This window comes from Sporomusa rhizae (assembly GCF_041428845.1).
Taxonomy (GTDB): Bacteria; Bacillota; Negativicutes; order Sporomusales; family Sporomusaceae; genus Sporomusa; species Sporomusa rhizae.
This window is the reverse complement of the sequence record NZ_CP156925.1, coordinates 442,501-464,212: the sequence shown is the minus strand read 5'-3', so window position 1 is coordinate 464,212 and position 21,712 is coordinate 442,501. Positions and strand designations below refer to the sequence as shown.

The 21,712-nt window shown below is 43.3% G+C and carries 19 protein-coding genes, 2 rRNA genes and 1 other annotated feature (1 of these 22 cut by a window edge); of the genes, 5 read left to right on the top strand and 16 right to left on the bottom strand.

All coding sequences use genetic code 11. The features are described 5' to 3' along the window. Positions 1–31 precede the first annotated feature (31 nt). Positions 32–240: a binding site (T-box leader), on the bottom strand. Between the two features lie 89 nt (positions 241–329). The 4 genes from gltX to SRRS_RS01995 form a co-directional block, all read right to left on the bottom strand. Continuing rightward, a complete protein-coding gene (gene gltX, locus SRRS_RS02010) occupies positions 330–1,790 on the bottom strand; it encodes a glutamate--tRNA ligase (RefSeq protein WP_371365765.1) in 1,461 nt (486 codons plus the stop codon). A gap of 210 nt (positions 1,791–2,000) precedes the next feature. Then, a complete protein-coding gene (locus SRRS_RS02005; protein ID WP_371365763.1) occupies positions 2,001–2,276 on the bottom strand; it encodes a hypothetical protein in 276 nt (91 codons plus the stop codon). An 81-nt stretch (positions 2,277–2,357) separates the two neighbouring features. Then, positions 2,358–3,533 (bottom strand): 2-C-methyl-D-erythritol 4-phosphate cytidylyltransferase, encoded by a 1,176-nt coding sequence (gene ispD, locus SRRS_RS02000; RefSeq protein WP_371365762.1) that lies wholly within the window; start codon positions 3,531–3,533, stop codon positions 2,358–2,360. Between the two features lie 158 nt (positions 3,534–3,691). Beyond that, positions 3,692–4,819, bottom strand: a complete 1,128-nt coding sequence (locus tag SRRS_RS01995; protein WP_371365760.1) for a PIN/TRAM domain-containing protein — start codon at positions 4,817–4,819, stop codon at positions 3,692–3,694. 437 nt (positions 4,820–5,256) lie between these two features. Between SRRS_RS01995 and SRRS_RS01990 the strand changes: the two genes are divergently transcribed. From SRRS_RS01990 to SRRS_RS01980, 3 genes are all read left to right on the top strand, one after another. Beyond that, on the top strand, positions 5,257–5,655 hold the full coding sequence (locus SRRS_RS01990) for a DUF1573 domain-containing protein (RefSeq protein ID WP_371365758.1): 399 nt from the start codon (positions 5,257–5,259) through the stop codon (positions 5,653–5,655). A 198-nt stretch (positions 5,656–5,853) separates the two neighbouring features. Further along, positions 5,854–7,020, top strand: coding sequence for a stage II sporulation protein P (gene spoIIP / locus SRRS_RS01985; RefSeq protein ID WP_371365756.1), 1,167 nt, complete (start codon positions 5,854–5,856; stop codon positions 7,018–7,020). A gap of 11 nt (positions 7,021–7,031) precedes the next feature. Then, the gene (locus SRRS_RS01980) at positions 7,032–7,367 is read left to right on the top strand and encodes a stage II sporulation protein P (protein WP_371365754.1); all 336 of its coding nucleotides are present in this window, start codon (positions 7,032–7,034) and stop codon (positions 7,365–7,367) included. 157 nt (positions 7,368–7,524) lie between these two features. Here SRRS_RS01980 and disA read toward each other — a convergent pair whose 3' ends face one another. From disA to SRRS_RS01930, 10 genes are all read right to left on the bottom strand, one after another. Then, the gene (disA, locus tag SRRS_RS01975; protein ID WP_371365752.1) at positions 7,525–8,616 is read right to left on the bottom strand and encodes a DNA integrity scanning diadenylate cyclase DisA; all 1,092 of its coding nucleotides are present in this window, start codon (positions 8,614–8,616) and stop codon (positions 7,525–7,527) included. 573 nt (positions 8,617–9,189) lie between these two features. Beyond that, positions 9,190–10,569 (bottom strand): DNA repair protein RadA, encoded by a 1,380-nt coding sequence (gene radA, locus SRRS_RS01970; RefSeq protein WP_371365750.1) that lies wholly within the window; start codon positions 10,567–10,569, stop codon positions 9,190–9,192. A 267-nt stretch (positions 10,570–10,836) separates the two neighbouring features. Continuing rightward, complete coding sequence (locus tag SRRS_RS01965; protein ID WP_371365748.1) at positions 10,837–13,287, bottom strand: ATP-dependent Clp protease ATP-binding subunit; 2,451 nt, start codon at positions 13,285–13,287, stop codon at positions 10,837–10,839. A 42-nt stretch (positions 13,288–13,329) separates the two neighbouring features. Beyond that, positions 13,330–14,403, bottom strand: a complete 1,074-nt coding sequence (locus tag SRRS_RS01960; protein ID WP_371365746.1) for a protein arginine kinase — start codon at positions 14,401–14,403, stop codon at positions 13,330–13,332. Between the two features lie 12 nt (positions 14,404–14,415). Then, a complete protein-coding gene (locus SRRS_RS01955) occupies positions 14,416–14,949 on the bottom strand; it encodes a UvrB/UvrC motif-containing protein (protein ID WP_371365744.1) in 534 nt (177 codons plus the stop codon). Positions 14,950–14,971: 22 nt separating this feature from the next. Next, a complete protein-coding gene (locus SRRS_RS01950; protein ID WP_371365742.1) occupies positions 14,972–15,418 on the bottom strand; it encodes a CtsR family transcriptional regulator in 447 nt (148 codons plus the stop codon). A 171-nt stretch (positions 15,419–15,589) separates the two neighbouring features. Then, positions 15,590–16,774, bottom strand: a complete 1,185-nt coding sequence (locus SRRS_RS01945; RefSeq protein ID WP_371365740.1) for a class I SAM-dependent rRNA methyltransferase — start codon at positions 16,772–16,774, stop codon at positions 15,590–15,592. A gap of 9 nt (positions 16,775–16,783) precedes the next feature. Further along, the gene (locus tag SRRS_RS01940) at positions 16,784–17,314 is read right to left on the bottom strand and encodes a DUF4184 family protein (protein ID WP_371365738.1); all 531 of its coding nucleotides are present in this window, start codon (positions 17,312–17,314) and stop codon (positions 16,784–16,786) included. Between the two features lie 97 nt (positions 17,315–17,411). Continuing rightward, entirely contained in the window at positions 17,412–18,596 is a 1,185-nt protein-coding gene (locus SRRS_RS01935) for an FprA family A-type flavoprotein (protein WP_371365737.1), read from the bottom strand. 41 nt (positions 18,597–18,637) lie between these two features. Continuing rightward, positions 18,638–19,579 carry a nitronate monooxygenase gene (locus SRRS_RS01930; RefSeq protein WP_371365735.1) on the bottom strand — a complete coding sequence of 314 codons (942 nt, stop codon included), beginning with the start codon at positions 19,577–19,579 and terminating at the stop codon, positions 18,638–18,640. Between the two features lie 309 nt (positions 19,580–19,888). Here SRRS_RS01930 and speD point away from each other — a divergent pair, with 309 nt between their 5' ends. Both speD and SRRS_RS01920 read left to right on the top strand, forming a co-directional pair. Beyond that, a complete protein-coding gene (gene speD, locus SRRS_RS01925; protein ID WP_371365733.1) occupies positions 19,889–20,338 on the top strand; it encodes an adenosylmethionine decarboxylase in 450 nt (149 codons plus the stop codon). A gap of 413 nt (positions 20,339–20,751) precedes the next feature. Continuing rightward, positions 20,752–21,246: a rubrerythrin family protein gene (locus SRRS_RS01920; protein WP_371365731.1), complete on the top strand. Its 495-nt coding sequence runs from the start codon at positions 20,752–20,754 to the stop codon at positions 21,244–21,246. Between the two features lie 159 nt (positions 21,247–21,405). Here the strand turns inward: SRRS_RS01920 and rrf are convergent. Together rrf and SRRS_RS01910 are read right to left on the bottom strand one after the other, a co-directional pair. Next, positions 21,406–21,522, bottom strand: a 5S ribosomal RNA gene (gene rrf, locus SRRS_RS01915). Between the two features lie 140 nt (positions 21,523–21,662). Continuing rightward, positions 21,663–21,712: ribosomal RNA gene (locus SRRS_RS01910) — 23S ribosomal RNA — on the bottom strand; it runs 2,865 nt beyond the window's last position.

Genomic DNA, 21,712 nt, shown 5'->3' with positions numbered 1-21,712 from the left:
CTATCAGGAAAACAAAAAGCCACCATCTCTATACAGAGACGGTGGCCCGCGGTTCCACTCTGCTTGGGTTTAATACCCCTGCTTTAACTGATAACGGCAGCAGCCGGGATGGCCTACTTAGGTTCAGCCAACCTGCTACCAGGCGCATTTCTGCACATCCTTATCCAGCGCCGCTTACAGCCGGTGACAGCGCCTCTCTGAGGAGGGATATTGCATACTTCTCCTGGTCTTCGCATTTCCGAGTAATCAAATCGGTTTTCTGTATAAATTATACTAATAGCAGCTTCCTCATGTCAATATCACTTTTTCAAGAAACTGCTAAAATAATTCTAAATTTTTGCCAGTAGAGATTCCATTCTTGCCAAGGTACGTTCTCTTCCAATTAAAGGCACGAGGTTAATCAATTCCGGGCCATGCATTTTACCGGTTATGGCAATCCGTACAGGCATGTACACCTTTTTGCCACCCAGCTTAAGCTCTTTGGTAATACCTTTCAAAATAGCTTGTACAGCAGCCGGTTCTACTGTTTCCAAGGCAGCCAGCTTAGTTTTAAAGGCTTCCATGACTTTAGGAATGTCAGCATCCTTCATAATCTCATGAGCTTCTTCGTTTTCAAAGTTTATGTCATCATTAAAGAATACATCAATATGCTCGGTAATTTGCGCCGCATAGCTGATATAGCCCTGTAGTTCGGCTACTACTTTTACCAGCCATTCCTTTTGCTCAGCAGGACAATCTTCTCCTATATACCCGGCTGCCTTAAGGTGTGGTAAGGCTAATTCGGTAACAAGTTCGGGGCTTGCCTGCTTAATATAGTGAGCGTTGATATAGTTAAGCTTGTCAATATCAAATACTGCCGGATTTTTAGCAACCCGATCCATGGAAAACTGCTTAATAAGCTCCTGCTGATTGAATATCTCCTCTTCTCCGGGAGGAGCCCAGCCTAAGAGAGCAAGGAAGTTAACGATACCTTCCGGCAGATAACCCAGATTTTTATACTGCTCTACAGAAGTGGCGCCATGACGCTTGCTCATCTTGGTTCTGTCTTTGCCCAGAATCAAAGAAATATGACCAAATTGCGGTAGAGGCAACCCTAATGCCTGATAAATCAGGACTTGCCGGGGAGTATTGGATAAATGTTCTTCCGCCCGAATGACATGAGTAATTTTCATCAGCGCGTCATCAAGCACTACAGCGTAATTATATACCGGGATGCCATCTGATTTTACAATAACAAAATCACCAACACCATTTGATTCGAAACTTACAGTATCCCGCACCATATCTTTAAAAACAATTTGTTGGTTTTCAGGCACCCGAAAACGAACGGTGGGTTTGCGGCCCTCGGCAATAAACCTTTCCCGGTCAGCTTGGCTCAAATGGCGGCAGCGTCCGGAATAATGAGGGTTTTCCCCTTTGTTCATTTGTTCCTGCCGCTCGGCATCCAGTTCTTCCTCACTACAATAGCAGTGATAAGCTTTTCCGTTTGCCAGTAATTTTTCCGTATATTGGCGATAAATTTCAAGACGCTCGGTCTGACGATATGGTCCATATTCGCCGCCGACATCAATACCTTCATCCCATTCAATGCCCAACCAGCGTAAGGATGCCTTGATATTTTCCTCTGATTCGCTGGTCGAACGTTCCAAATCAGTATCTTCTATCCGTAAAATCAGTTTGCCCCCCTCTTTACGGGCCAGCAACCAGTTGAATAATGCTGATCTTGCCCCACCAATGTGAAAGGGGCCTGTCGGGCTAGGCGCAAAACGCACTCTAAGTTCTTGTTCCATTTATATGTACTCCTTCCATTATTTGAGGTATGTATTAATAGTGTTAATCATTGTCTATTTTAGCAGATTCTGCGCCAGCTTGCAAAATAATCCCACAAAAAAAGTATGTTGCCATGTTACCGGCAGCACACTTTATCCTTCGACTAACCTGACCTTTGACTCCTATTCAAAGCCCCTCTAAGACTCACAACTTCTTCAAAGCGGAGTTATTTACTCCATTTTAACCACAAACATACCATGGACAATATCAGGAATAACCAGGGTGGTGTTAGCGCTGTTCAAACCTCTTGATACTGGTTTGGCACCATCTGAAAGCAGAGCCAGCCGCCACACCAGTTTGTCATTAAACCACAGTTCACCGCAAGTAGCTCCCTCTTGCCTAATCAAATTTATATTGAAATTAAAATCAGCGGCCAGCGCCGAAGAAGGATATAAAAACATTAGTGCACCAAATAGTAACGCAATAACTATTTTATGAATTCGCATAATCAGCCCTCCAACTATGGCAATTTCAACTATTCATAATATGTGCGTTTAAATGGCTTTTATGCGCAAATCAATTCGTAATTAAGCTCCAGCAGAAATAATAGTAGCCGTGGCATAAGCGGCAATTCCTAGACCCTGTCCGGCAAAACCTAACCCTTCCGTAGTCGTAGCCTTTACATTAACTTGACTGACACTAACACTTAGAACTTCAGCAATATTTTGATTCATTTGTCCTATGTACGAAGCCAACTTAGGCTTTTGGGCAACAATTGTGGCATCAATATTATTGACGTGATACCCGTGACTTGCCAATATTCCTTGAACCTCGGCCAATAATTTGAGACTCGATATACCTTTATACCGTCCGTCAGTATCCGGAAAATGCCGGCCAATATCACCTAGCCCAGCAGCACCAAGTAAAGCGTCCTTTATAGCATGCAACAGCACATCGGCGTCTGAATGGCCATCAAGTCCTAAACTATAAGGGATCTCAACACCACCAAGAATTAATTTCCGCTCCGGTACTAACCGGTGAACATCATAACCAATACCTGAACGAATCACTTGTCCTACCTCCTGACGCTCCGCAAACAACACTTCCGCAAACTGCATATCTTCCGGGGTAGTAATCTTGAAGTTTTGGTAACTCCCGTTAACAATGGCAACATTAGCCCCTAGCCGTTCCACCAAAGATGCATCGTCGGTGCCCAAATAGCCGTCCTGTTCTGCCTGATGATATGCGGCCCTAAGCAAATCGGCATCAAAAGCTTGTGGCGTCTGAACCGCCCACAAAGTGCGCCGATCCGGTGTACCCGTCACTATTTTATCCGCACTAGCCGATTTAATGGTATCTTTTACAGGCACAGCCACAATTGCCGCCTGGTGCTTACGGGCGGCGGCTGCAGCTTGCTCAAACATTGCCGTTGTAGCTAACGGCCGCGCTCCGTCATGGACAACAATGATTTTTGCACTTTCCGGTATAGCCTTAAGCGCATTAGCAATGGAGTGCTGACGTTCACTACCTCCTGTGACAACCTTCCAGTAAGCCGGTAAATTGAACTTAGTCAACATCTGCGTAACTGTATCTACTTCCTCGGCCGCTGCTGTTACGATTACATTCGTTACTGCCGGCAGCGAACATGCCGCCAACACGGAATGAATTAATACCGGTTTGCCGGCCAGCGGTAAAAAAACTTTGTTCATACTAACTCCCATTCGCTTACCTTGGCCGGCGGCAGCAATAATTACACTTATCATACCTGCCCTCTCCCCATTTATAGCAAAGAAAACACGGCTTACGCCGAACCTTCAAAAGCGGAAGCCGATGTTGCCCTTGTCCTGTTTTTAAGAAAGTTATACTTTCGTTAGGGTAGAAAAAGCCCCCAAGCCAAGAAAGGCTTGAAGGCATATAACTTTTACATTGCAACTTTAGGTTTGGCAAAAATCATTCGTCCAGCGGCGGTTTGCAGTACCGAAGTAACCAAAACGCCTACTGTTTCGCCAATATGCTTTTTGCCGCCATCAACAACAATCATAGTTCCGTCATCAAGATACGCTACGCCCTGCCCAAATTCCTTACCGTCTTTTACGACATGTACTACCATCTCTTCTCCTGGCAGCACAACCGGTTTGACAGCATTAGACAGTTCATTAATATTCAGAACGGAAACACCTTGGAGTTCAGCTACTTTATTAAGATTATAGTCATTGGTTATAACCTTAGCGTTCAGAAGCTGCCCCAATTTTATTAGCTTAGAGTCTACTTCAGCAATATCATCGAAATCTCGGTTTTCAATTTGCACATTAAGCTCAAGCTCTTTTTGCATACGATTTAAAATATCTAAGCCGCGGCGACCCCGATTACGTTTTAACAGATCAGAAGAATCAGCAATATGCTGCAGTTCTTCAAGAACAAATATCGGTACAATGAGCATGCCATCCACAAAACCGCTTTTACAAATATCGGCGATGCGTCCGTCAATAATAACACTGGTATCGAGAATTTTCGCCGAGCATGCGCTCTCGCTTTTCTCTTTCGATCGGTCTTTATTCTCACGATTTAGCCATGGTAATGCCGGTAAATTAGAAAACATATTAAGTATCTCTTCACGTTTTCTAATAGCTACATTAATACCCAAATAGCCAAGGATTATGCTTAATACAAGTGGAACATACTTACCAACGATCGGAATAGGCAAAAAAGCTGACCCCAGCAAATTCGAAATTATTAGTCCAGTGGCCAAACCCAGTACACCAGCAAGAACATCATAACCAGGCATTCTGTTTAAGCGTACTTCCAGCCAGTAAGTGAAGTTCCACAAATATCTAAGCAGAAACGGCGCAATTATAAAACCAACAAATCCTCCTACCAATCCCCCAAAAACAAACGAGAGAATAGTAGTCATTGTAACCCCAAACACGCCGATCCGTAAAAACTCTTCACTTACTACAGTAGCCAACAGTGGAATAATCTTGTCGGTTATCATAAGCCCACCAACTGCCGCCAACACGGTAATAATTACTCTTAGTGTTTTGTCAATCACGGCCTCTACCTCCTTTCTTACCAAGAATCAATTTACAGTCCAAAAAGTGGAAATACACCTTTATTATGCCCTACTTTGAATAAAAAAATACGTCCCCGATGAAAAACCATCTTGGCTGTATTGGCTTTTAGTATAGCATAAAGCCTGAGCCCTTGTCAAAATTTAATATTGTAGCATGTTGAATTAATTTTTGTCAATAATTCAGCTCCCATTTATCCGATGACTAACCCGTTCTAATACTCCCGTCCTCTGCAGGCGGGAGTAAAGAACGGCTAAGTCCCTGGATAATTCGACTAAGATTTAGGTGGGGTTAAAACCCCATCAGAATCAAGTCTCATTTATGTTTGTCTTGTTAATTCGTCCATTTCTTTCTGTCGCACATTGACAACTATGGAGAGCAGTTTATATAATAAAGGCAAAGCGAGGTGTACCTAAACGTGCAGGATAATAAATGTTGTACTGACTTTCAGTCTGCTGTAGATGAATACTTAATCCGCCATCGCAGCGTACTTGACATTTTAACCAAATATCAAGAAGCATCGGCCCGGGTAAACCGAGCTATTGCCAAAGCAGTAACAGGCTGTGGCTGCATCCAAGTCGAGGCTGCCCGCCAGTCAGCTCCGGAAACAGCTTCCTATAGCGAACTAAAAGAGCATATGTCATCACACCTTGTTGGCGAGCCCTGCCTGCAATGCCGTGAAGTCATTGCCAAGGAACTAGGGCATAGTATGTTTTATCTCGCCGCCCTGTGCAATCTTACCGGACTTTCTATGCATCAAGTCATGCAACAGGAGTATAAAAATGTCAAGACCCTTGGTGTTTTCCATTTAACTTAAAGAAGTACATAGCCCGCACAGCCTTATACAGGCTGTGCCTTTTTTTGTCCTAATAGAAAGTTTACCTTTCCCCTGGATAAGAGCACCACAGCTTCCGCTTTTGGTATGACTCGGCACAAGGCGTGTTTGCTATATCCTTAAAACAGTATTACATAAACATTTTTCCTATGGGAATGATACTATTAAAGGGGGGGAAACATGCATTATTTATTGAGGAATATATTAAGTTTACTGGTAATAACAAGTCTTAGTTGTTTACCGGCTATGGCCACCCCACCCGAAACGACAGTTGGTGGAGAATTAGTTTCCGGGTATATGACGGTAGTTGACGAACATGGTACGGTTGTTTTTCAAACCGGCCACGAAGTTCAGCCTGGTGATGAATATATCAGCGAAGATGATGTTCTATATGAAATTATTTCCGTAGAAGGTACTCTGGCTCGTTGTCGCTCCAAAGAAAATCTCTCTGGTTATCTTCCGGATAACACTATTTCCGTACAAGCACCGCCCGCCGATGCACCCAAACCGAAAATTGCCATTTATCATTCACATACCGATGAGTCATATACACCTACTGATGGTGTGGCGACCCAGCCGGGTAGAGGTACCATCATGATCGTGGGGGACACTTTAAAAAAAAGACTTACAGAACTAGGTTATCAGGTTGACCATTCAAAAACCTTGCATGATCCGCATGATGCTAATGCCTATCATCGTTCTCGGCGTACAGCCATGAAATTGCTGCAAGCACAGCCTATAGCCATGTTTGATATTCACCGTGACAGCGCACCGCTTAACGTGTATAGTACCACAATCAACGGCCAAAACGTTGCCAAAATGATGCTGGTAGTTGGGCGGCAAAACCAAAATCGTCAAACGATAATGGATTTTGCCAGAAGTATCAAAGCTGCCACTGATGCTAAATATAGAGGATTAATTAGAGGTATATTTATCGCCCACGGTAATTACAACCAGGACCTAGGACCACGAACCCTCTTGCTTGAAATCGGCACCGAGCATAATACCCGGGAGGCTGCGGAACGTAGTATTACACTGTTTGCGGATGTTGTTCCCAGCTTTCTTGGCCCAGGCGGCGCCAGTGATGGCGTTGCCGAAGCAAGCCAGGCAGGCACTTATACTGAAATGAGCAATACCGATACCGGTGAAACAGGTACTTCCTATACTCCGGTTGATACAGCTCCAGGTTATGATGTTCTGACAATGTTGGCAGTAGTAGCCATTGGAATTATCGCTTTCTTATTCCTAAGTACCGGTAGCTGGCAAGAGGCCAAGAAAAAGCTTGCACAATTCTTTAAATATGAGTTCGTTAACTTTTTAGGATCGCGTAAAAAGCGAAAAGAATAGGGGGACTGCAAATGAACAAAAGCCGTTTAGCCAAACTTGTTGGCATTCTGGCGCTCGTTGCCGTTGTCACAGTCGGCATTGTTCACTATGTTCCTCTAAATATATTTCCGGTTCAACAAAAACCGGAACAATCGCCCCAGCAAGTGCATGATTATTACCTCATACTTGATGAAAATACCAAAGAAGTTCTTATGTATGTCCCCTTAGTTGTTAACGTCGGCGATGAGCTTATCAGCGAAGACAACAAGCGCTACAAAATTGTTAAGGTCGAAGAAAATCAGGCGTACGCCCGGTTTGTTGAAGATTTGAATTTAGATTTATATCGAAATGATGGCCGAAGTAAATAGAAAGTAATAAGAAGTAATTAGTAGAAAGTGAAGGCTAGTTTATAGTGTCCAGATGCGAGGCGCGATGAGCATGCGAACGTAGTCGTACTGGGAAGTACGTCGGAGAGAGCACGCGGAAGAGCAACGAAGCAGATGGGCGCTAGAAACTAGCCGCGTATCATAGATGGCGGTCTAAGAGGGCCTGCTCACGCACTCTCTTCAGGCCGTCTTTTATTGTTTTGGCCCTTACTTCGCCAATCCCTTCGACTTCATCAAGTTCAGCTAGTGTGGCGTTATAAATGCGGTGCAATGTTTTAAAATGTGCAACAAGCTTTTCTCCAACCAATAACGGCAGCCGTGATATTTGTCTAAGCACCCTATAACCGCGTGGAACGACAGGGATATCCATCGCGTTCTGACTAACGCCGTAACCTAATAAACGACATATCGTAAACGGATCAAGTGCCTCCTCAGGCAATATAGCAAGTTGTTCCCGCACGGTCTCATAATCTTTCATATCGTTAGTATTACAGTAATCTTTTATTAACAGAGCCGCGACGTCAACTTCGGAAACCAGTTCATCCATTTGCATACTGACAAGGCGCCCTTCTGTGCCCAGCTCAATAATATTGCGTTCTATTTCCATTTCAATCCGCTTGACTTGCTCGGCGCGTATCAGTAAGACAGCCACATCATATAAGGTGACCAAATCCTCAAACTCAAGAGCGCTTAAATTAGTCAAACCTTTATCCAGTACATTTTTGTATTTCTCCAGCGTTTGAAGCGCTTGATTGGCGCGATTTAAAATAACCGGAATATCTTTAAGAGTGTACCTAAGATGACCCAAATATACAGTAATAATATTTCGCCGCTGAGAAATGGCTATTACCAAAGCCCCGGTCTGCTTGGCAGCGCGTTCTGCAGTTCGATGCCGGGTACCTGTCTCGGCTGTAAAAATACCAGGGTCAGGCATAAGCTGAGCATTGGCAAATAAAATGCGTTTACCATCATTTGATAACACAATAGCGCCATCCATTTTGGCTAATTCATAAAACCCGGATGGAGTAAATTCTGAGTTTAATTCAAATCCGCCATCTACAACAGCAAGCGTAGCCGGACTATCTCCGACCAGCACCAGAGCTCCCATTTTGGCTCTTAATACATTTTCTAAGCCATCACGCAACGTAGTTCCCGGTGCCAGTGTCTTAATCGTTTTGATAAAACGCGCATCCCACAACCGTTCAGGCCGTTCTTCCCGATTTTTTATCATATAAATCCGCCTCCACAGCCTCGCTGACACTAGCAGGGGCCAATATAAACAGCCCTGCCATCCGGGCCAACTTGACCGGAAAATTCCCGGCTATCATCCACGCTTCATGAATTATCTTCAATAAACATCCTTGATTAATCCTGCCCCGCAGACTTCTTACCTATTAGTCTTTTCTGTCAAAGCGCTTTCCTTACAGAAGCATAATTTCCTAGTATATTCTTTGTAAAAATTAACTAAATTATTACTTATTTTTCCAACAAAAATTACAGTGTTATTACTACACTTTTGGTAACTACCATTATATACTACAAGTTTCTTTCTCTTCAAGCTGTAACCTTGCCTGATAAACCAACTTGCACTTAGTTTTAGCGGCGATTAACTTCAAGCTCTAATTTCAAATCATTGTATTATTATATTTTTGGTAAAGCACCTCTATTAATAAGAGTTCTTTATAAGTTGAAAAATTTCCTTTAAAAAAAAGCTACCTTACTCTTTCCTCTCCGTAAACAAAAAGAAGCCTGTTTTCCGGCTTCCTAGATATTTTAGCGTTTACAGGTGTCCTTTTGCATTTTTTTAACTCAAAGCTATGTCCAGACACTCAATGACTGTTTCCACACCTATCAGCTCTACGTTAGGCTTAAGTGAAAGTCCCTTCATATTGCCTTTCGGCAAAATAACTCTTCTGAAGCCCATTCGTTCTGCTTCCCGAATCCGAGGTTCTACCTGAGCAACTGCCCTCACTTCTCCGGCTAACCCCACTTCCCCAATAACCACCGTATCACTGCCGGCATTAGAGTTACGGTAACTGGACGCCAACGCAACTATTAAAGCCAGATCTACAGCAGGCTCATCTACTTTTATGCCGCCGGCGACTTTCACAAAAACATCACTACCACCAATCATAATGCCTACTCTTTTTTCTAAAACAGCTAACAGCAGTTGAATCCTCTTTATATCCACACTGTCGGAAGTTCGCCGCGGCGGCGTAAACGGCGAAGAGCTGACAAGCGCCTGTATTTCCACTAATAAGGGCCTCGTTCCCTCCATTGTTGGAATTACTACACTCCCTGGAACATCGAGCGGTCGTTCTGATAGAAATATTTTAGACGCATCGGGGACGTCGATTAATCCTTCATTACGCATTTCAAATAAACCAATTTCATTCGTACTGCCAAAACGGTTTTTAACTGCTCTGAGCACCCGGTATTGCGCATTTCTTTCACCTTCAAAATAAAGAACAGTGTCAACAATATGCTCTAGTGCCCGTGGCCCGGCAAGAGTACCGTCCTTCAATACATGACCGATAAGCATAGTCGCGATTGTCTTGGTTTTAGCCAACTTCAAAAGCTGCACGGCACATTCCCGAACTTGACTGATGCTGCCTGGAGCACTCTGTATTCCGGGATTAAAGACCGTCTGAATAGAGTCAATAACAAGTAAAGTAGGATTTAGCTTTTCGGCCTGCTGCCGAATGATATCAAGATTAGTCTCACTGAGAATATATAACTTATCTTGTATCGCCCCCAGACGATCGGCCCGCATCTTAACCTGCTGTGGACTTTCTTCGCCTGTTACATATAATACTGAACCATAGTCTTTTGCGATATTAGCACAAATTTTAAGAGTCAGGCTTGATTTGCCCACGCCGGGATCACCCACAATAATTGATAATGATCCAGGCAGAAGGCCATATCCCAAAACCCGGTCCAACTCCTCTGAACCGGTACTAAACCGAGGGGCTTCCAAAACCTCAACCTCACCTATTGGCATCGCTGCCTGACCGCTTGATAAACCTAAAGCCAATCCCCCGGACTTAGCGGAACTGCTTTCCTTATGTACAGGTTCTTCCACCATACTATTCCAAACACCACAGCCGGGACATCGCCCCAACCATTTGGTGGTTTCAAACCCACATTCCTGACAAAAAAACATCGTCGTTCTTTTTTTACTCAACTGTAGTACCATCCAATCTTGTATAATAACCTTATAATCAGCTACCACTTTGATATAAATGAGGCTTGATTCAGATGGAGTTTTAACCCCACCTGAATCTTAGTCGAATTATCCAGGGACTAACCCGTTCTAATACTCCTGCCTGCAGAGGACGCGAGTATTAGAACGGGCTAGTCATCGGATAAATATGAGAGTAAAGTCGTAATAAAGGCAAAAGCACTCGTTGTATGAGTGCTTTTCGCGTTAATAAACCTATTATCCTGCTAATCAAGCTTTCTTAGCAAATTTTAATTTTCCAGTTTCATCAGCATCAACTGTTATCGTATCCCCACTTGCTATTAACTGCTTGATTATCATTTCTGAAACTTCATCTTCGACCATCCTTTGAATGGCACGACGCAGTGGGCGGGCACCAAAGGCGTGGTCACGGCCCTCTTTGAGTAATTCTTGTTTCGCTTTTTCGCTCAATTCCAAATTGAGATTAGCATGGGTCAACCGGCTTGCGACATCTTTAAGCATAATCTCTACAATCTGTTTCAAATCTTCATCTGTCAGACTGCCGAAAACCAAGATCTCGTCAATTCGGTTTAGAAATTCAGGCCTAAATACCCGTTTAGCCTCGTCCAATACCCGGTTTTTAGCCGCTTCTCCCTCGGTATCTCTTGCTCGCTCATCAGATAAAAAGCCCATGGCAGCAGCCTCTCGTTTCAAATGTTGCGAGCCTACGTTAGAGGTCATGATGATAACAGTATTTTTAAAGTCAACGGTCCGGCCCTGACTATCTGTCAAACGCCCGTCTTCTAATACCTGCAGCAAGATATTAAATACGTCATAATGGGCTTTTTCTATTTCATCCAATAGTATAACCGAATAAGGCTTACGACGTACCGCGTCTGTTAATTGACCGCCTTCTTCATACCCTACATAGCCGGGAGGCGCTCCTACAAGGCGAGACACGGTATGCTTTTCCATATATTCGGACATGTCCAAACGAATCATGGCGGTTTCATCGCCAAATAAGGCCTCTGCCAATGCTCGAGACAATTCGGTCTTACCAACGCCTGTCGGACCCAGGAACAAGAAGGAACCAATAGGACGTTTGGGGTCTTTCAGTCCGGCTCTAGCCCTGCGTACTGCCCGGGCTACCGCCTGTACGGCCTGATGCTGCCCAACTATCCGGCTATGCAAAATTTCCTCCAGCTTTAATAATCGCTCGGATTCTTCTTCCGCCAGTTTTTTTACAGGAATCCGCGTCCAGGTTGCGACAACATGGGCAATATCTTCGGCAGTAACCACAATACGCTCACTGCCGCGGTTCTTCCAGTTTTTCTGCGCAGTTTCCAATTCTTCGCGGATTTGCTGTTCCATATCACGCAGTTTGGCTGCCCGCTCGAACTCTTGTGCGGCAATAGCTCCTTCTTTTTCAGTACGGGCTTGCTCCAATCGTTGTTCCATGTCCTTAACATCAGGCGGTACGGAAAACGCCTGCAAACGTACACGTGAAGCAGCTTCGTCCATTAAATCAATCGCTTTATCTGGCAAAAACCGGTCTGAAATGTAGCGGTGAGACAATTTAACCGCTGCTTCAATTGCTTCGTCAGTAATTTGCGCCCGGTGGAAAGCTTCATATTTATCTCTAATCCCTCTTAAGATATCAATCGCATCTTCAACGCTGGGTTCACCGACTGTTATGGGTTGAAAGCGACGCTCTAATGCAGCATCTTTCTCAATGTGCTTCTTATATTCATTAAGGGTAGTTGCACCAATAACCTGTATTTCGCCACGAGCCAAGGCCGGTTTCAGAATGTTAGCGGCATCAATTGCTCCCTCTGCGGCTCCGGCGCCGATAAGTGTATGCAGTTCGTCGATAAATAATACAACATTGCCGTCTTCCCTGATTTCATCCATAACTTTTTTCAGGCGTTCTTCGAATTCTCCCCGGTATTTAGTACCGGCAACCATAGAGGCCATATTCAGAGAAACCACACGCTTGTTACGTAAAATTTCCGGTACTTGCCCTTCCACGATACGTTTGGCAAGGCCCTCAGCAATAGCCGTCTTACCAACACCAGGTTCACCGATCAATACCGGATTATTTTTGGTACGTCTAAGTAGAATTTGAACAACCCGTTCAATTTCCGAGGCTCTGCCTACCACTGGATCAATCTTGCCTTCTTGCGACATCTTATTTAAATCGCGACCAAACTCATCCAACAGCGGAGTCTTATTATTTGACGAAGCCTTATACCCAGGTGCTTTAGACTGTGGTGTCTGGCCGGACATCGAATAGCCTCCCAGCATTTCTATAACCCGCTGCCTTGTTAGGTTTATATCTACCCCAAGACCTGTGAGTACTTGCGCTGCAATGCCTTCGCCTTCCCGAATAAGCCCCAGGAGAATATGCTCGGTGCCTACATAATTATGACCGAGACGCAATGCCTCTTCCATAGCCAGTTCAATCACTTTCTTAGCACGGGGCGTATAACCAATATCACTGGTTTGTCCGTTTCCTGTCCCTAGAATGTTTTCTACTTCAACCCGTACTGAATCTACATCCAGATCTAAAGAAGTCAAAGCTTTCGCTGCTACTCCCTCACCTTCCCGTAACAGCCCCAGTAATAAATGTTCAGTGCCGATATAACCATGTCCGTATCTGGCTGCTTCCTGTTGAGCCAGAATTAAAACCTTGCGAGCTCTATCAGTAAATCTGTTAAACATTATCATACCCCCTTTATGCAGTCAAATTATTTACATTTTCCATTAATTAAATTTCTGTAAGCTGTCACGAACTAATTTTGCCCGCAGTTTATTGCTTTCTACCTGATTCAGCACAGTGCCACCAGCTAAATTCTGAAGATAATTGGGACGGGTAGTAACCAAGAGTTTGGTAAATACCTCAGGCGATGTGTTATCAATAATGCCAAGGTCAATACCTAAGCGTACTTCACTTAACAACGCCATAGCCTCTTGGGCTGAGATGGACCGCGCATACCGTAAAACACCGTATGCCCGCCATACTCTGTCTGTCAAAGTATCTATGGAATCAGTAACCAACAGTTTTCTGGCCATACGTTCTTTAGCAACCACTTGCTTTACTACACTGCTTAAATTATTAACAATATCCTGTTCGCTGCGGCCCAATGTAACCTGGTTAGATATCTGAAAGATATTTCCGGTAGCTTCGGTCCCTTCACCGTATAACCCGCGTACCGTCAATCCTAATTGAGTCGCAATAGCTACTATTCCTCCGATTTGCTTAGTGAGCACTAAGGCCGGCAGGTGAATCATGACAGAGGCCCTTAGACCAGTGCCGATATTAGTCGGGCAGGCGGTAAGATATCCAACGCTGTCCGTAAAAGCAATGTCATGTTTAGCTTCAATGATATCGTCGACAGCATTCGCCTTTTCCAAAGCATCAGTTAGGTTCAGACCGGCTGTTAAACTTTGTAACCGTAAATGATCTTCTTCATTAATCATAATACTAACACTGGCGTCATCACGGACAATGAGTGCCCGATTTTCCGGGTCGGCAACATGGTTAGGGCTAATAATATGTTTCTCAACAAGTACATACCTATCGAGCGGTTGTAAATCCTCCAACTTAACAAAAGCATATTCATGCCCGTCAGCAGCCATAAGTTGTGACGGAACTCCTTTAAGTTCTGTAGTGATCTCGCCAAGTTGAGCCGCGGAAGCGCGGCCGGGAAAAGGCTGGCTTGTAAGATTACGAGCTAAGCGAATTCGGCTTGAAAGTACAATCTCTCCTTCAGGACCTAAACTACAGAGCCAAGGCGTCAGGGGCTGTTGCAAAAGGTTTTCTACTATATTAGCCATCTGCCATTCCTCCTACCCTTGCTCCTGTTCAGCAAGTTGTTTTTCGAGTATCTTAATTTCATCTCTGAGCAGAGCCGCCTGCTCATACTCTTCCCGGCTCACATGCGCCGCGAGTCCTTGTCGCAAATGCTGAATGCGCTGTTTAAGGCTAAAATAAACCCCACCGCGTTTAGGCACTTTGCCAGTATGCGCCGCTGTACCATGAATTCGTTTAATTAACGGTTCTAGCTGTCCGGCAAAAGCCTGATAGCAGGTACTGCAGCCAAATTTACCGCTACGACTGAATTCGCTATAGCTTAAGCCACAGGTTGAGCAAACAGGTTCAAGCATCTGCCGGTTACTATCCGGAACAGTATAGTTAAACATTTCTTTAAGAAAGTCCTGGAGAGAGAATTTACTCCCGAATACATTATTTAACCCTTTACCCATAATTTCGCCTGATTTCTGGGCACATTGTTCACATAAGTGTTTCTCAATCTTTTGCTGATTAATAATTTTCGTAATGTGCACACAGGCAGGTTCTTTTTGACATTCGTCACATAACATATTCATTTGCCTCCGTACTCATTCATTCTGTCTCAACCAAAGTCATTAAGAGTGACTGTAAAAGCGGTACTCTTTCGTGAGGACCAATCCGCTGGTGCATCAAAGCACAGCATTTATAAATCAATGCAGCCTCTCTGGCAGTCATAAGATTATTATTACGCAGACGGGTAATAATTGCTTTTATCTCATCTAGTGTTAACTCTTCGTCGATTTGACTGGCCGCATCTTGGAAGACAATAGTCTGTACAGGTATTCGGGCAATGCGGACGAAACCGCCGGACCCCCGACGAGATTCTACAATAAACCCTCGATCTAGCGTAAAACGCGTACTAAGTACATAACTAATTTGCGAGGGTGCGCAGTCAAGTTCTTCCGCCATTTCGTTGCGACGTAGAACAACAGTCTCATCCTGCTGCCGCGATATTTGCCGCAGTATCCATTGTTCAATGGCATCGGCTAAGTTGTTCATACTTCCACCTCTTACCCTACATTGACCTTTCTTGACCTTTTGACTTTATTTTATTTTATATTGATTGCTTCTGCAAGAATCCTATATAAGCAAAATCGCTCGATTAAACCCAACAATAACGATTATTGCCAAATATCTTTCCCTCTATAACTATTCCACCGTCATTTCCCCTTATTCGAGTACTTGCAACACGAGAAACTTCAGATAATTAGTTTCTTGCGCCGCTGGCAAAATAGGATGATCTTTGGCCTGAGTCCGGTATTCAACCTCGCGGATAACCCGCTTGGCATCCCGTGCGGCATCTACAACCACAGCTTTAAATAAATCTCGTTCCATGTGATAAGAGCAGGAGCAAGTAACTAAAAATCCGCCAGGCCGCGTTAGTTTGAGGCCGCGAAGATTGATTTCTTTATAGCCCCGGGCAGCGCCCTCAATACTACTCCGGCTTTTGGTAAAGGCCGGCGGATCAAGAATAACAACATCATATTGGCGATGCTCTTCGGTCAGTAAACGTAACGCGTCAAAAGCATTAGCTACCTCAAAGTTACAGCGGTCACTGACCCCATTAAGCTCAGCATTTTTTTTGGCTAGTTCTATAGCTTCTGCAGAAATATCTATTGAGTGTAGGCTCTTAGCACCATAAAGCGCACTATGTACAGCAAAAGACCCGGTATGACAAAAACAGTCTAATACATCTGCACCTTTAACAATGGGCTCCAAGAAGCGGCGGTTTTCTCGTTGATCGTAAAAAAAGCCTGTCTTTTGCCCATTTTCAATATCGGCATAAAAGGGTATGCTATTCTCATTAACCATAATTTGAGTAGGGAAATTACCTCTTAAATAGCCTTTACGCATATCCATACCTTCCAGTTTACGTACAGGCACATCGTTGCGCTCATAAATACCCTCAGGGCTAAATAATTCCTCCAATACTGAAATAATCGTTTCTTTATGAACATCAATTCCCAAGGCCAAGGTCTGCATAACCATGTATTTGCCAAACTTGTCAATTATAAGTGCCGGCAGAAAATCTGCCTCACCATATACTAAGCGACAATAATCAGGTTCTACTAAAAAGCGCTGGCGATACTGCCAGGCTGTTTCAATGCGGCGTTTGAAAAAGTCTCTGTTAATTGGCTCTTGCTGGCGTGTTAAGATTCTGACGATAATTTGTGAGCGCGGATTGATATACCCCCGGCCGATGAAACGCTGCCGGAAATTATATACATCGACAATGTCCCCGGGTTGAAACTCACCATCTATATAATCTAATTCACTTTGATATACCCAAGGATGGCCGTTCTCTACTCTGTGCTGTGCACCTTTGCGCAAAAAAACTTTAGTTGTATTTTCCATTCACATTCCTCATTTCTTAATTCGTTTGCGATTCTTCCACCATTCATACAGCATATAAATAGCTGCCGCCGCCATTAATATATTGTTAACGAGCTTAAATTCCTTAGCCCAATGATTTTGCTCCCAATACGATACCGGACTTTGTACAGTATCAGAAGCCAAAGGATACAAATAAAAGTTGGAATATGCTCCATGAGTAAGGGCATCAATCAATAAATGTGTACCCCAGCCAATAATAAACGCTTGGAAGTTTTTAAATCTCGGCAAGAAACTTAATAGTAAAAACCCGAACCAGATGACAACAGAATGGCCGATTAAATCAATCTTGATCACCCAAGGGAACAGAGATACTAACGTGATAAACACACCCGGACTCAAACCACCAAGCTCCGACCAAGTTACGTAACCTTTTGTCATAAGGATAACCAACAATACAAAATAAACATAGTCAGGCAGCATTGATCCCAGAACAAACTGCCATACTTTAGGATGATGCCTAGTAAAAAAATAAATCCAAAAACCGTGATGGTAAGTGTACATTCTGCCTCCTATAAACTACTTGCCTTCTGATAATAGTTTGTACCACCACAGCAACAGTATGTAGAAAGGCAGCGCTTATAAGCACTGCCTTTCCAAATTACAATCTTGCCAATACTTTTTTAGCAAACTCATGGCCAAATGCAAAACATTTATCTAACTCTTCCACGTCGGGAACCCATTTCAATGATAACCCCGGCTGTTCTACAGCGACCCCAGCACTTTTGAGCATCTCTTCTATCGAATTCTGAGAACCGCCACCCCAGCCGTAAGCCCCAAAGGCCGCTCCAATTTTACCTGACGGCCTTAATCCTTTCATATATGTCATCAACGCCCCCATTGTTGGCAACATCCCATTATTCAATGTTGGGGAACCGATAAGTATGCCTCCGGCTTCCAACATGTCCCTGACAACCTCACTTCGCTCCGCCATAGACATTTTGTATAGTTTCCCCGTGACACCAGCAGCGGCAACACCATCAAGTATCTGACGAGCCATTCGCTCGGTACTGCCCCACATGCTATCATAGGCTATTACCACTTTGCTAACTGCCTTACCCCGACCCCAATCCTGGTACTTGGCGACAATTTCCGGAATATGTTTACGCCATACAATGCCATGGCTAGGTGCAATCAATCGTATTGGCAGTTCTTTGACTTTATCAGCCGCTTTAACTACCATTTTACCAAAGGGCATCAAGATATTTGCGTAATATTTTTCTGCTTCATATAGAAGTTCACTAAGCTCATTTTCATCGTCAAAACGCTTCGTTGTAGAAATGTGTTGACCAAATGCATCATTAGAAAATAGGATTTGTTCCCCTGTAAGATAACTCAACATCGAGTCAGGCCAATGCAGCATGGGTACTGGCACAAACTGTAGCTTGTTACGTCCCAGATCGAGCACATCGCCTTCTTTTACAACTTGGAAATCGTAGTTTTGCTGATAGTGCTTAATAATACCTGTTCGTCCGTGTTCTGTTAATAATACCTTGGCCTGTGGTGCCCGGGCCATTACTGCCGGTAGAGCACTGGAATGATCTGGTTCAATATGATTGGTTATAATATAATCAATCTTAGCAGGATCAATAATTTGGCTGATTCGATCAAGTAGTTCCTGAGCAAAAGGTGCCTTAACCGTGTCAATCAAGCATACCTTTTCATCCACAATAAGATACGAATTATACGTTACACCCCTGGGCGTGGTATATCCGTGAAAATCACGGAGATTCCAATCCACTGCGCCAACATAATAAACTCCCTCAGCTAGTCTAACATTGTTCATGACACTTCACTCCTTCAATGTAAATTTTCTCTTCCATACAGTTACCCTAATAGGCTGGAGGCATTCGCCAAAACCTGGCGAGCTTCTCTCATAATATTATCAATTATCGCAGCAGCCGGTTCAATTTTAGTTAGCGGTAGCAAACTTTGTCCGGCTAATACCGCGCCATTATCAACATCGCCTTCCACCGCAGCAAGTCGGCTGGTACCTGTCGCCAGCTTGTCCAATTCTTCTTGTGGGGTACACTGCCGTTCCATTGTCAAATACTTCTCTGTAAATGCATTTTTCAAAGCACGCACACCATGACCAGACAATTGACCGGTCACAACACTATCTGTGTCGCTAGCGGCAATTAGTTTTTGTTTAACATTTGGATGAACTCCACATTCCTCGGCAATCAGAAATCTAGTTCCCATCTGTACACCGGCTGCCCCCATAACAAGTGCGGCAGCTAATCCCCGGCCATCGGCAAATCCACCGCCTACGATTACCGGGATATTGATATGAGGAATAACTTGCGTCATAAGGGACATAGTAGTCAATACACCTATATGACCACCTGCTTCCATCCCTTCAATAACAATCGCGTCTGCCCCACTCTCTTCTACTCGCTTGGCCAGTTTTACATTGGGAACAACCGGAATTTTTTTTATTCCAGCTTGGTTAAATTTTTCAAAGAAGGGGATCGGATTCCCTGCACCCAAGGTAACAAAAGCTGGTTTTTCCTCACAAATAACATTAACAATCTCATCTTTGTTTGCAGCCATTAGCTGCACATTAATGCCAAACGGCTTACTAGTAAGCTGCTTAGCTAGACGAATTTGCTCTCTGATATAATTGACATCACGTCCACCGGCAGCAATTACACCGGCCCCACCAGCCTCTGACACAGCGGCTGCCAATTTACCTTCAGACACCCAGGCCATCCCCCCTTGGATAATGGGGTATGTGATATTTAGAAGTTGTGTTAATTTAGTCTGCATCTATCTTTTCTCCTTTTAGTGATGTCTATATATTTTCTTCACTGCGTACCTAAATAATTCCTGCAAGAGGGAAGTTAAATACAAAAATATGTAGTTCCAAAAAATATTATGTAGTTCTCCTACAATTTCTAAAATAACTCTTTACAATCCGGCTCAATCTAACTATAATGAAAAATTGTATAAATCATATCTTAAGCAAGAAAAACAGTTAATTTTTTTCATAAATCGCTTATCATTCTGGAATAAAGTAAAAAAATAGCGATTTTTCGGCGAATAAGACCAAAAATTGATATAAAGGGGCGATAAGTCGTGAAAGTAATTGGTAAACATTTGACTGTTGACATGTACGGCTGCAGCTTTGACAGCCTTGATAATCTTGAGTTTATAAAAACGGCTATGTTAGAAGCTGTTAAAGAAGCAAATATGACATTATTGAACTTATCCTATCATAAATTTGAGCCACAAGGACTTACAGCCTTGGCACTGCTAGCCGAAAGTCATATGAGTATTCACACATATCCGGAACTAGGCTATGCCGCGGTTGACGTTTTTACCTGTGGTGATCAGAGCCGTCCGGATAAAGCCTTAGCAGTTTTAAAAAGCTTCTTAAAACCTGAAAAAACAAAAACAACAAATATAATGCGCGGTGATTTTGGCTCACAAAAAGATATGAAACCACGTATTAAAATCAGTATTGCTCCCTTGCGTCGCGTGCGTAACACCAGTGCCAGAGTCTGGAGTCTTCTACGCAAAAAATAAGGACAAATCTAGTTTCGTTCCTAGCAACAGAGTACCCGACTACCTCATACTTTTATAACTAATTCTTTTCTATGGTAAAAATGGACAACCAGTTATGGCTGTCCATTTTTTATTTATACTATGTTTTTAGGATTCACACGATCTCAATGTAAACACCCTCTTTTAGTCTCCCGCATATTATGTAACGGGGGATTAGTATGGCTTTAGAATTATTACTTGGAACTGCTTCTTTATTAATTAGTCCTACCTGCACAGTGCTACTAATATGGTTAATATGCACCCTGACGCCAGGCCGTTAAGGCCTGGTTTTAGATTTTTTTATAAAACTTGGATTATATATTGACAAGTTAAGGAATTTAAATAATAATATTCAAAAGATAATAAATATTGCTTTACCATAAGGAGGAATTTTAATGAACAATACCGATAAAAATTTAGCAGCCGCTTTTGCTGGAGAATCACAAGCAAATCGTAAATATCTGGCTTTTGCCAAACAAGCCGATAATGAAGGTCATGCACAAGCAGCAAAACTGTTCCGGGCTGCTGCTGAAGCTGAAACCATTCACGCGCTTACTCATTTAAAAACCATGGGTAAAATTAAATCAACCGCCGAAAACCTTAAAGCAGCTGTAGAAGGCGAAACATATGAGTTTGAGACTATGTATCCTGATTTCATTAAACAGGCTCAAGAAGAAAACAATACCGCTGCTGTTCGCACCTTTACTCTCGCAAATGAAGCGGAAAAAGTTCACGCCGAACTCTATAAAAAAGCACTTGCCAGTCTTAGCAGCGGTGAATCCTACGACTATTACATTTGCACCATATGTGGTCATATTGCCGAAAAAGAATCACCTGAAAAATGCCCTATCTGCGGCGCAAAATCGCAAGCCTATAAAACTATTGGCTAGAAAGTAACTATCTAAAAATCCTGACCTTAATGGTCAGGATTTTTATTATATAAATTTGCCGCGTAATTGTAGCCCTGAATTCAAAATTGGCACAAGGCCGCTCTGAATGGCCTAACTTTAATCGCAATAAAAAACACCTACAATATAGTAGGTGTTTAAAACCAGCAACTTCCTAATCTCCCAGGCCGTTTCCAGCCAAGTACCTTCGGCGTTTATGGGCTTAACTACTGTGTTCGGTATGGGAACAGGTGGAGCCCCACAGCTATCGTCACTGGATATATCGATATTCGATCGTCGACTTACGACTTTCGATATATCATCTTTGAAGGTATGCTCCTTCAAAACTTCACAGAAGAAAGACTACGCATTTAGGATTATACTTTATCGACAGTCGAAAATCGAATGTCGATAGTCAATAAGTCAAGTCCTCGGCCTATTAGTACCAGTCAGCTGAGTGGATTGCGCC

Bases quoted from the DNA above. Each gene is read 5' to 3' on its own strand.
- gltX (WP_371365765.1), bottom strand. From the start codon at position 1,790: ATGGAACAAGAACTTAGAGTGCGTTTTGCGCCTAGCCCGACAGGCCCC.
- SRRS_RS02005 (WP_371365763.1), bottom strand. From the start codon at position 2,276: ATGCGAATTCATAAAATAGTTATTGCGTTACTATTTGGTGCACTAATG.
- ispD (WP_371365762.1), bottom strand. From the start codon at position 3,533: ATGATAAGTGTAATTATTGCTGCCGCCGGCCAAGGTAAGCGAATGGGA.
- spoIIP (WP_371365756.1), top strand. From the start codon at position 5,854: ATGCATTATTTATTGAGGAATATATTAAGTTTACTGGTAATAACAAGT.
- SRRS_RS01980 (WP_371365754.1), top strand. From the start codon at position 7,032: ATGAACAAAAGCCGTTTAGCCAAACTTGTTGGCATTCTGGCGCTCGTT.
- disA (WP_371365752.1), bottom strand. From the start codon at position 8,616: ATGATAAAAAATCGGGAAGAACGGCCTGAACGGTTGTGGGATGCGCGT.
- SRRS_RS01965 (WP_371365748.1), bottom strand. From the start codon at position 13,287: ATGTTTAACAGATTTACTGATAGAGCTCGCAAGGTTTTAATTCTGGCT.
- SRRS_RS01960 (WP_371365746.1), bottom strand. From the start codon at position 14,403: ATGGCTAATATAGTAGAAAACCTTTTGCAACAGCCCCTGACGCCTTGG.
- SRRS_RS01955 (WP_371365744.1), bottom strand. From the start codon at position 14,949: ATGTTATGTGACGAATGTCAAAAAGAACCTGCCTGTGTGCACATTACG.
- SRRS_RS01950 (WP_371365742.1), bottom strand. From the start codon at position 15,418: ATGAACAACTTAGCCGATGCCATTGAACAATGGATACTGCGGCAAATA.
- SRRS_RS01945 (WP_371365740.1), bottom strand. From the start codon at position 16,774: ATGGAAAATACAACTAAAGTTTTTTTGCGCAAAGGTGCACAGCACAGA.
- SRRS_RS01940 (WP_371365738.1), bottom strand. From the start codon at position 17,314: ATGTACACTTACCATCACGGTTTTTGGATTTATTTTTTTACTAGGCAT.
- SRRS_RS01935 (WP_371365737.1), bottom strand. From the start codon at position 18,596: ATGAACAATGTTAGACTAGCTGAGGGAGTTTATTATGTTGGCGCAGTG.
- SRRS_RS01930 (WP_371365735.1), bottom strand. From the start codon at position 19,579: ATGCAGACTAAATTAACACAACTTCTAAATATCACATACCCCATTATC.
- SRRS_RS01920 (WP_371365731.1), top strand. From the start codon at position 20,752: ATGAACAATACCGATAAAAATTTAGCAGCCGCTTTTGCTGGAGAATCA.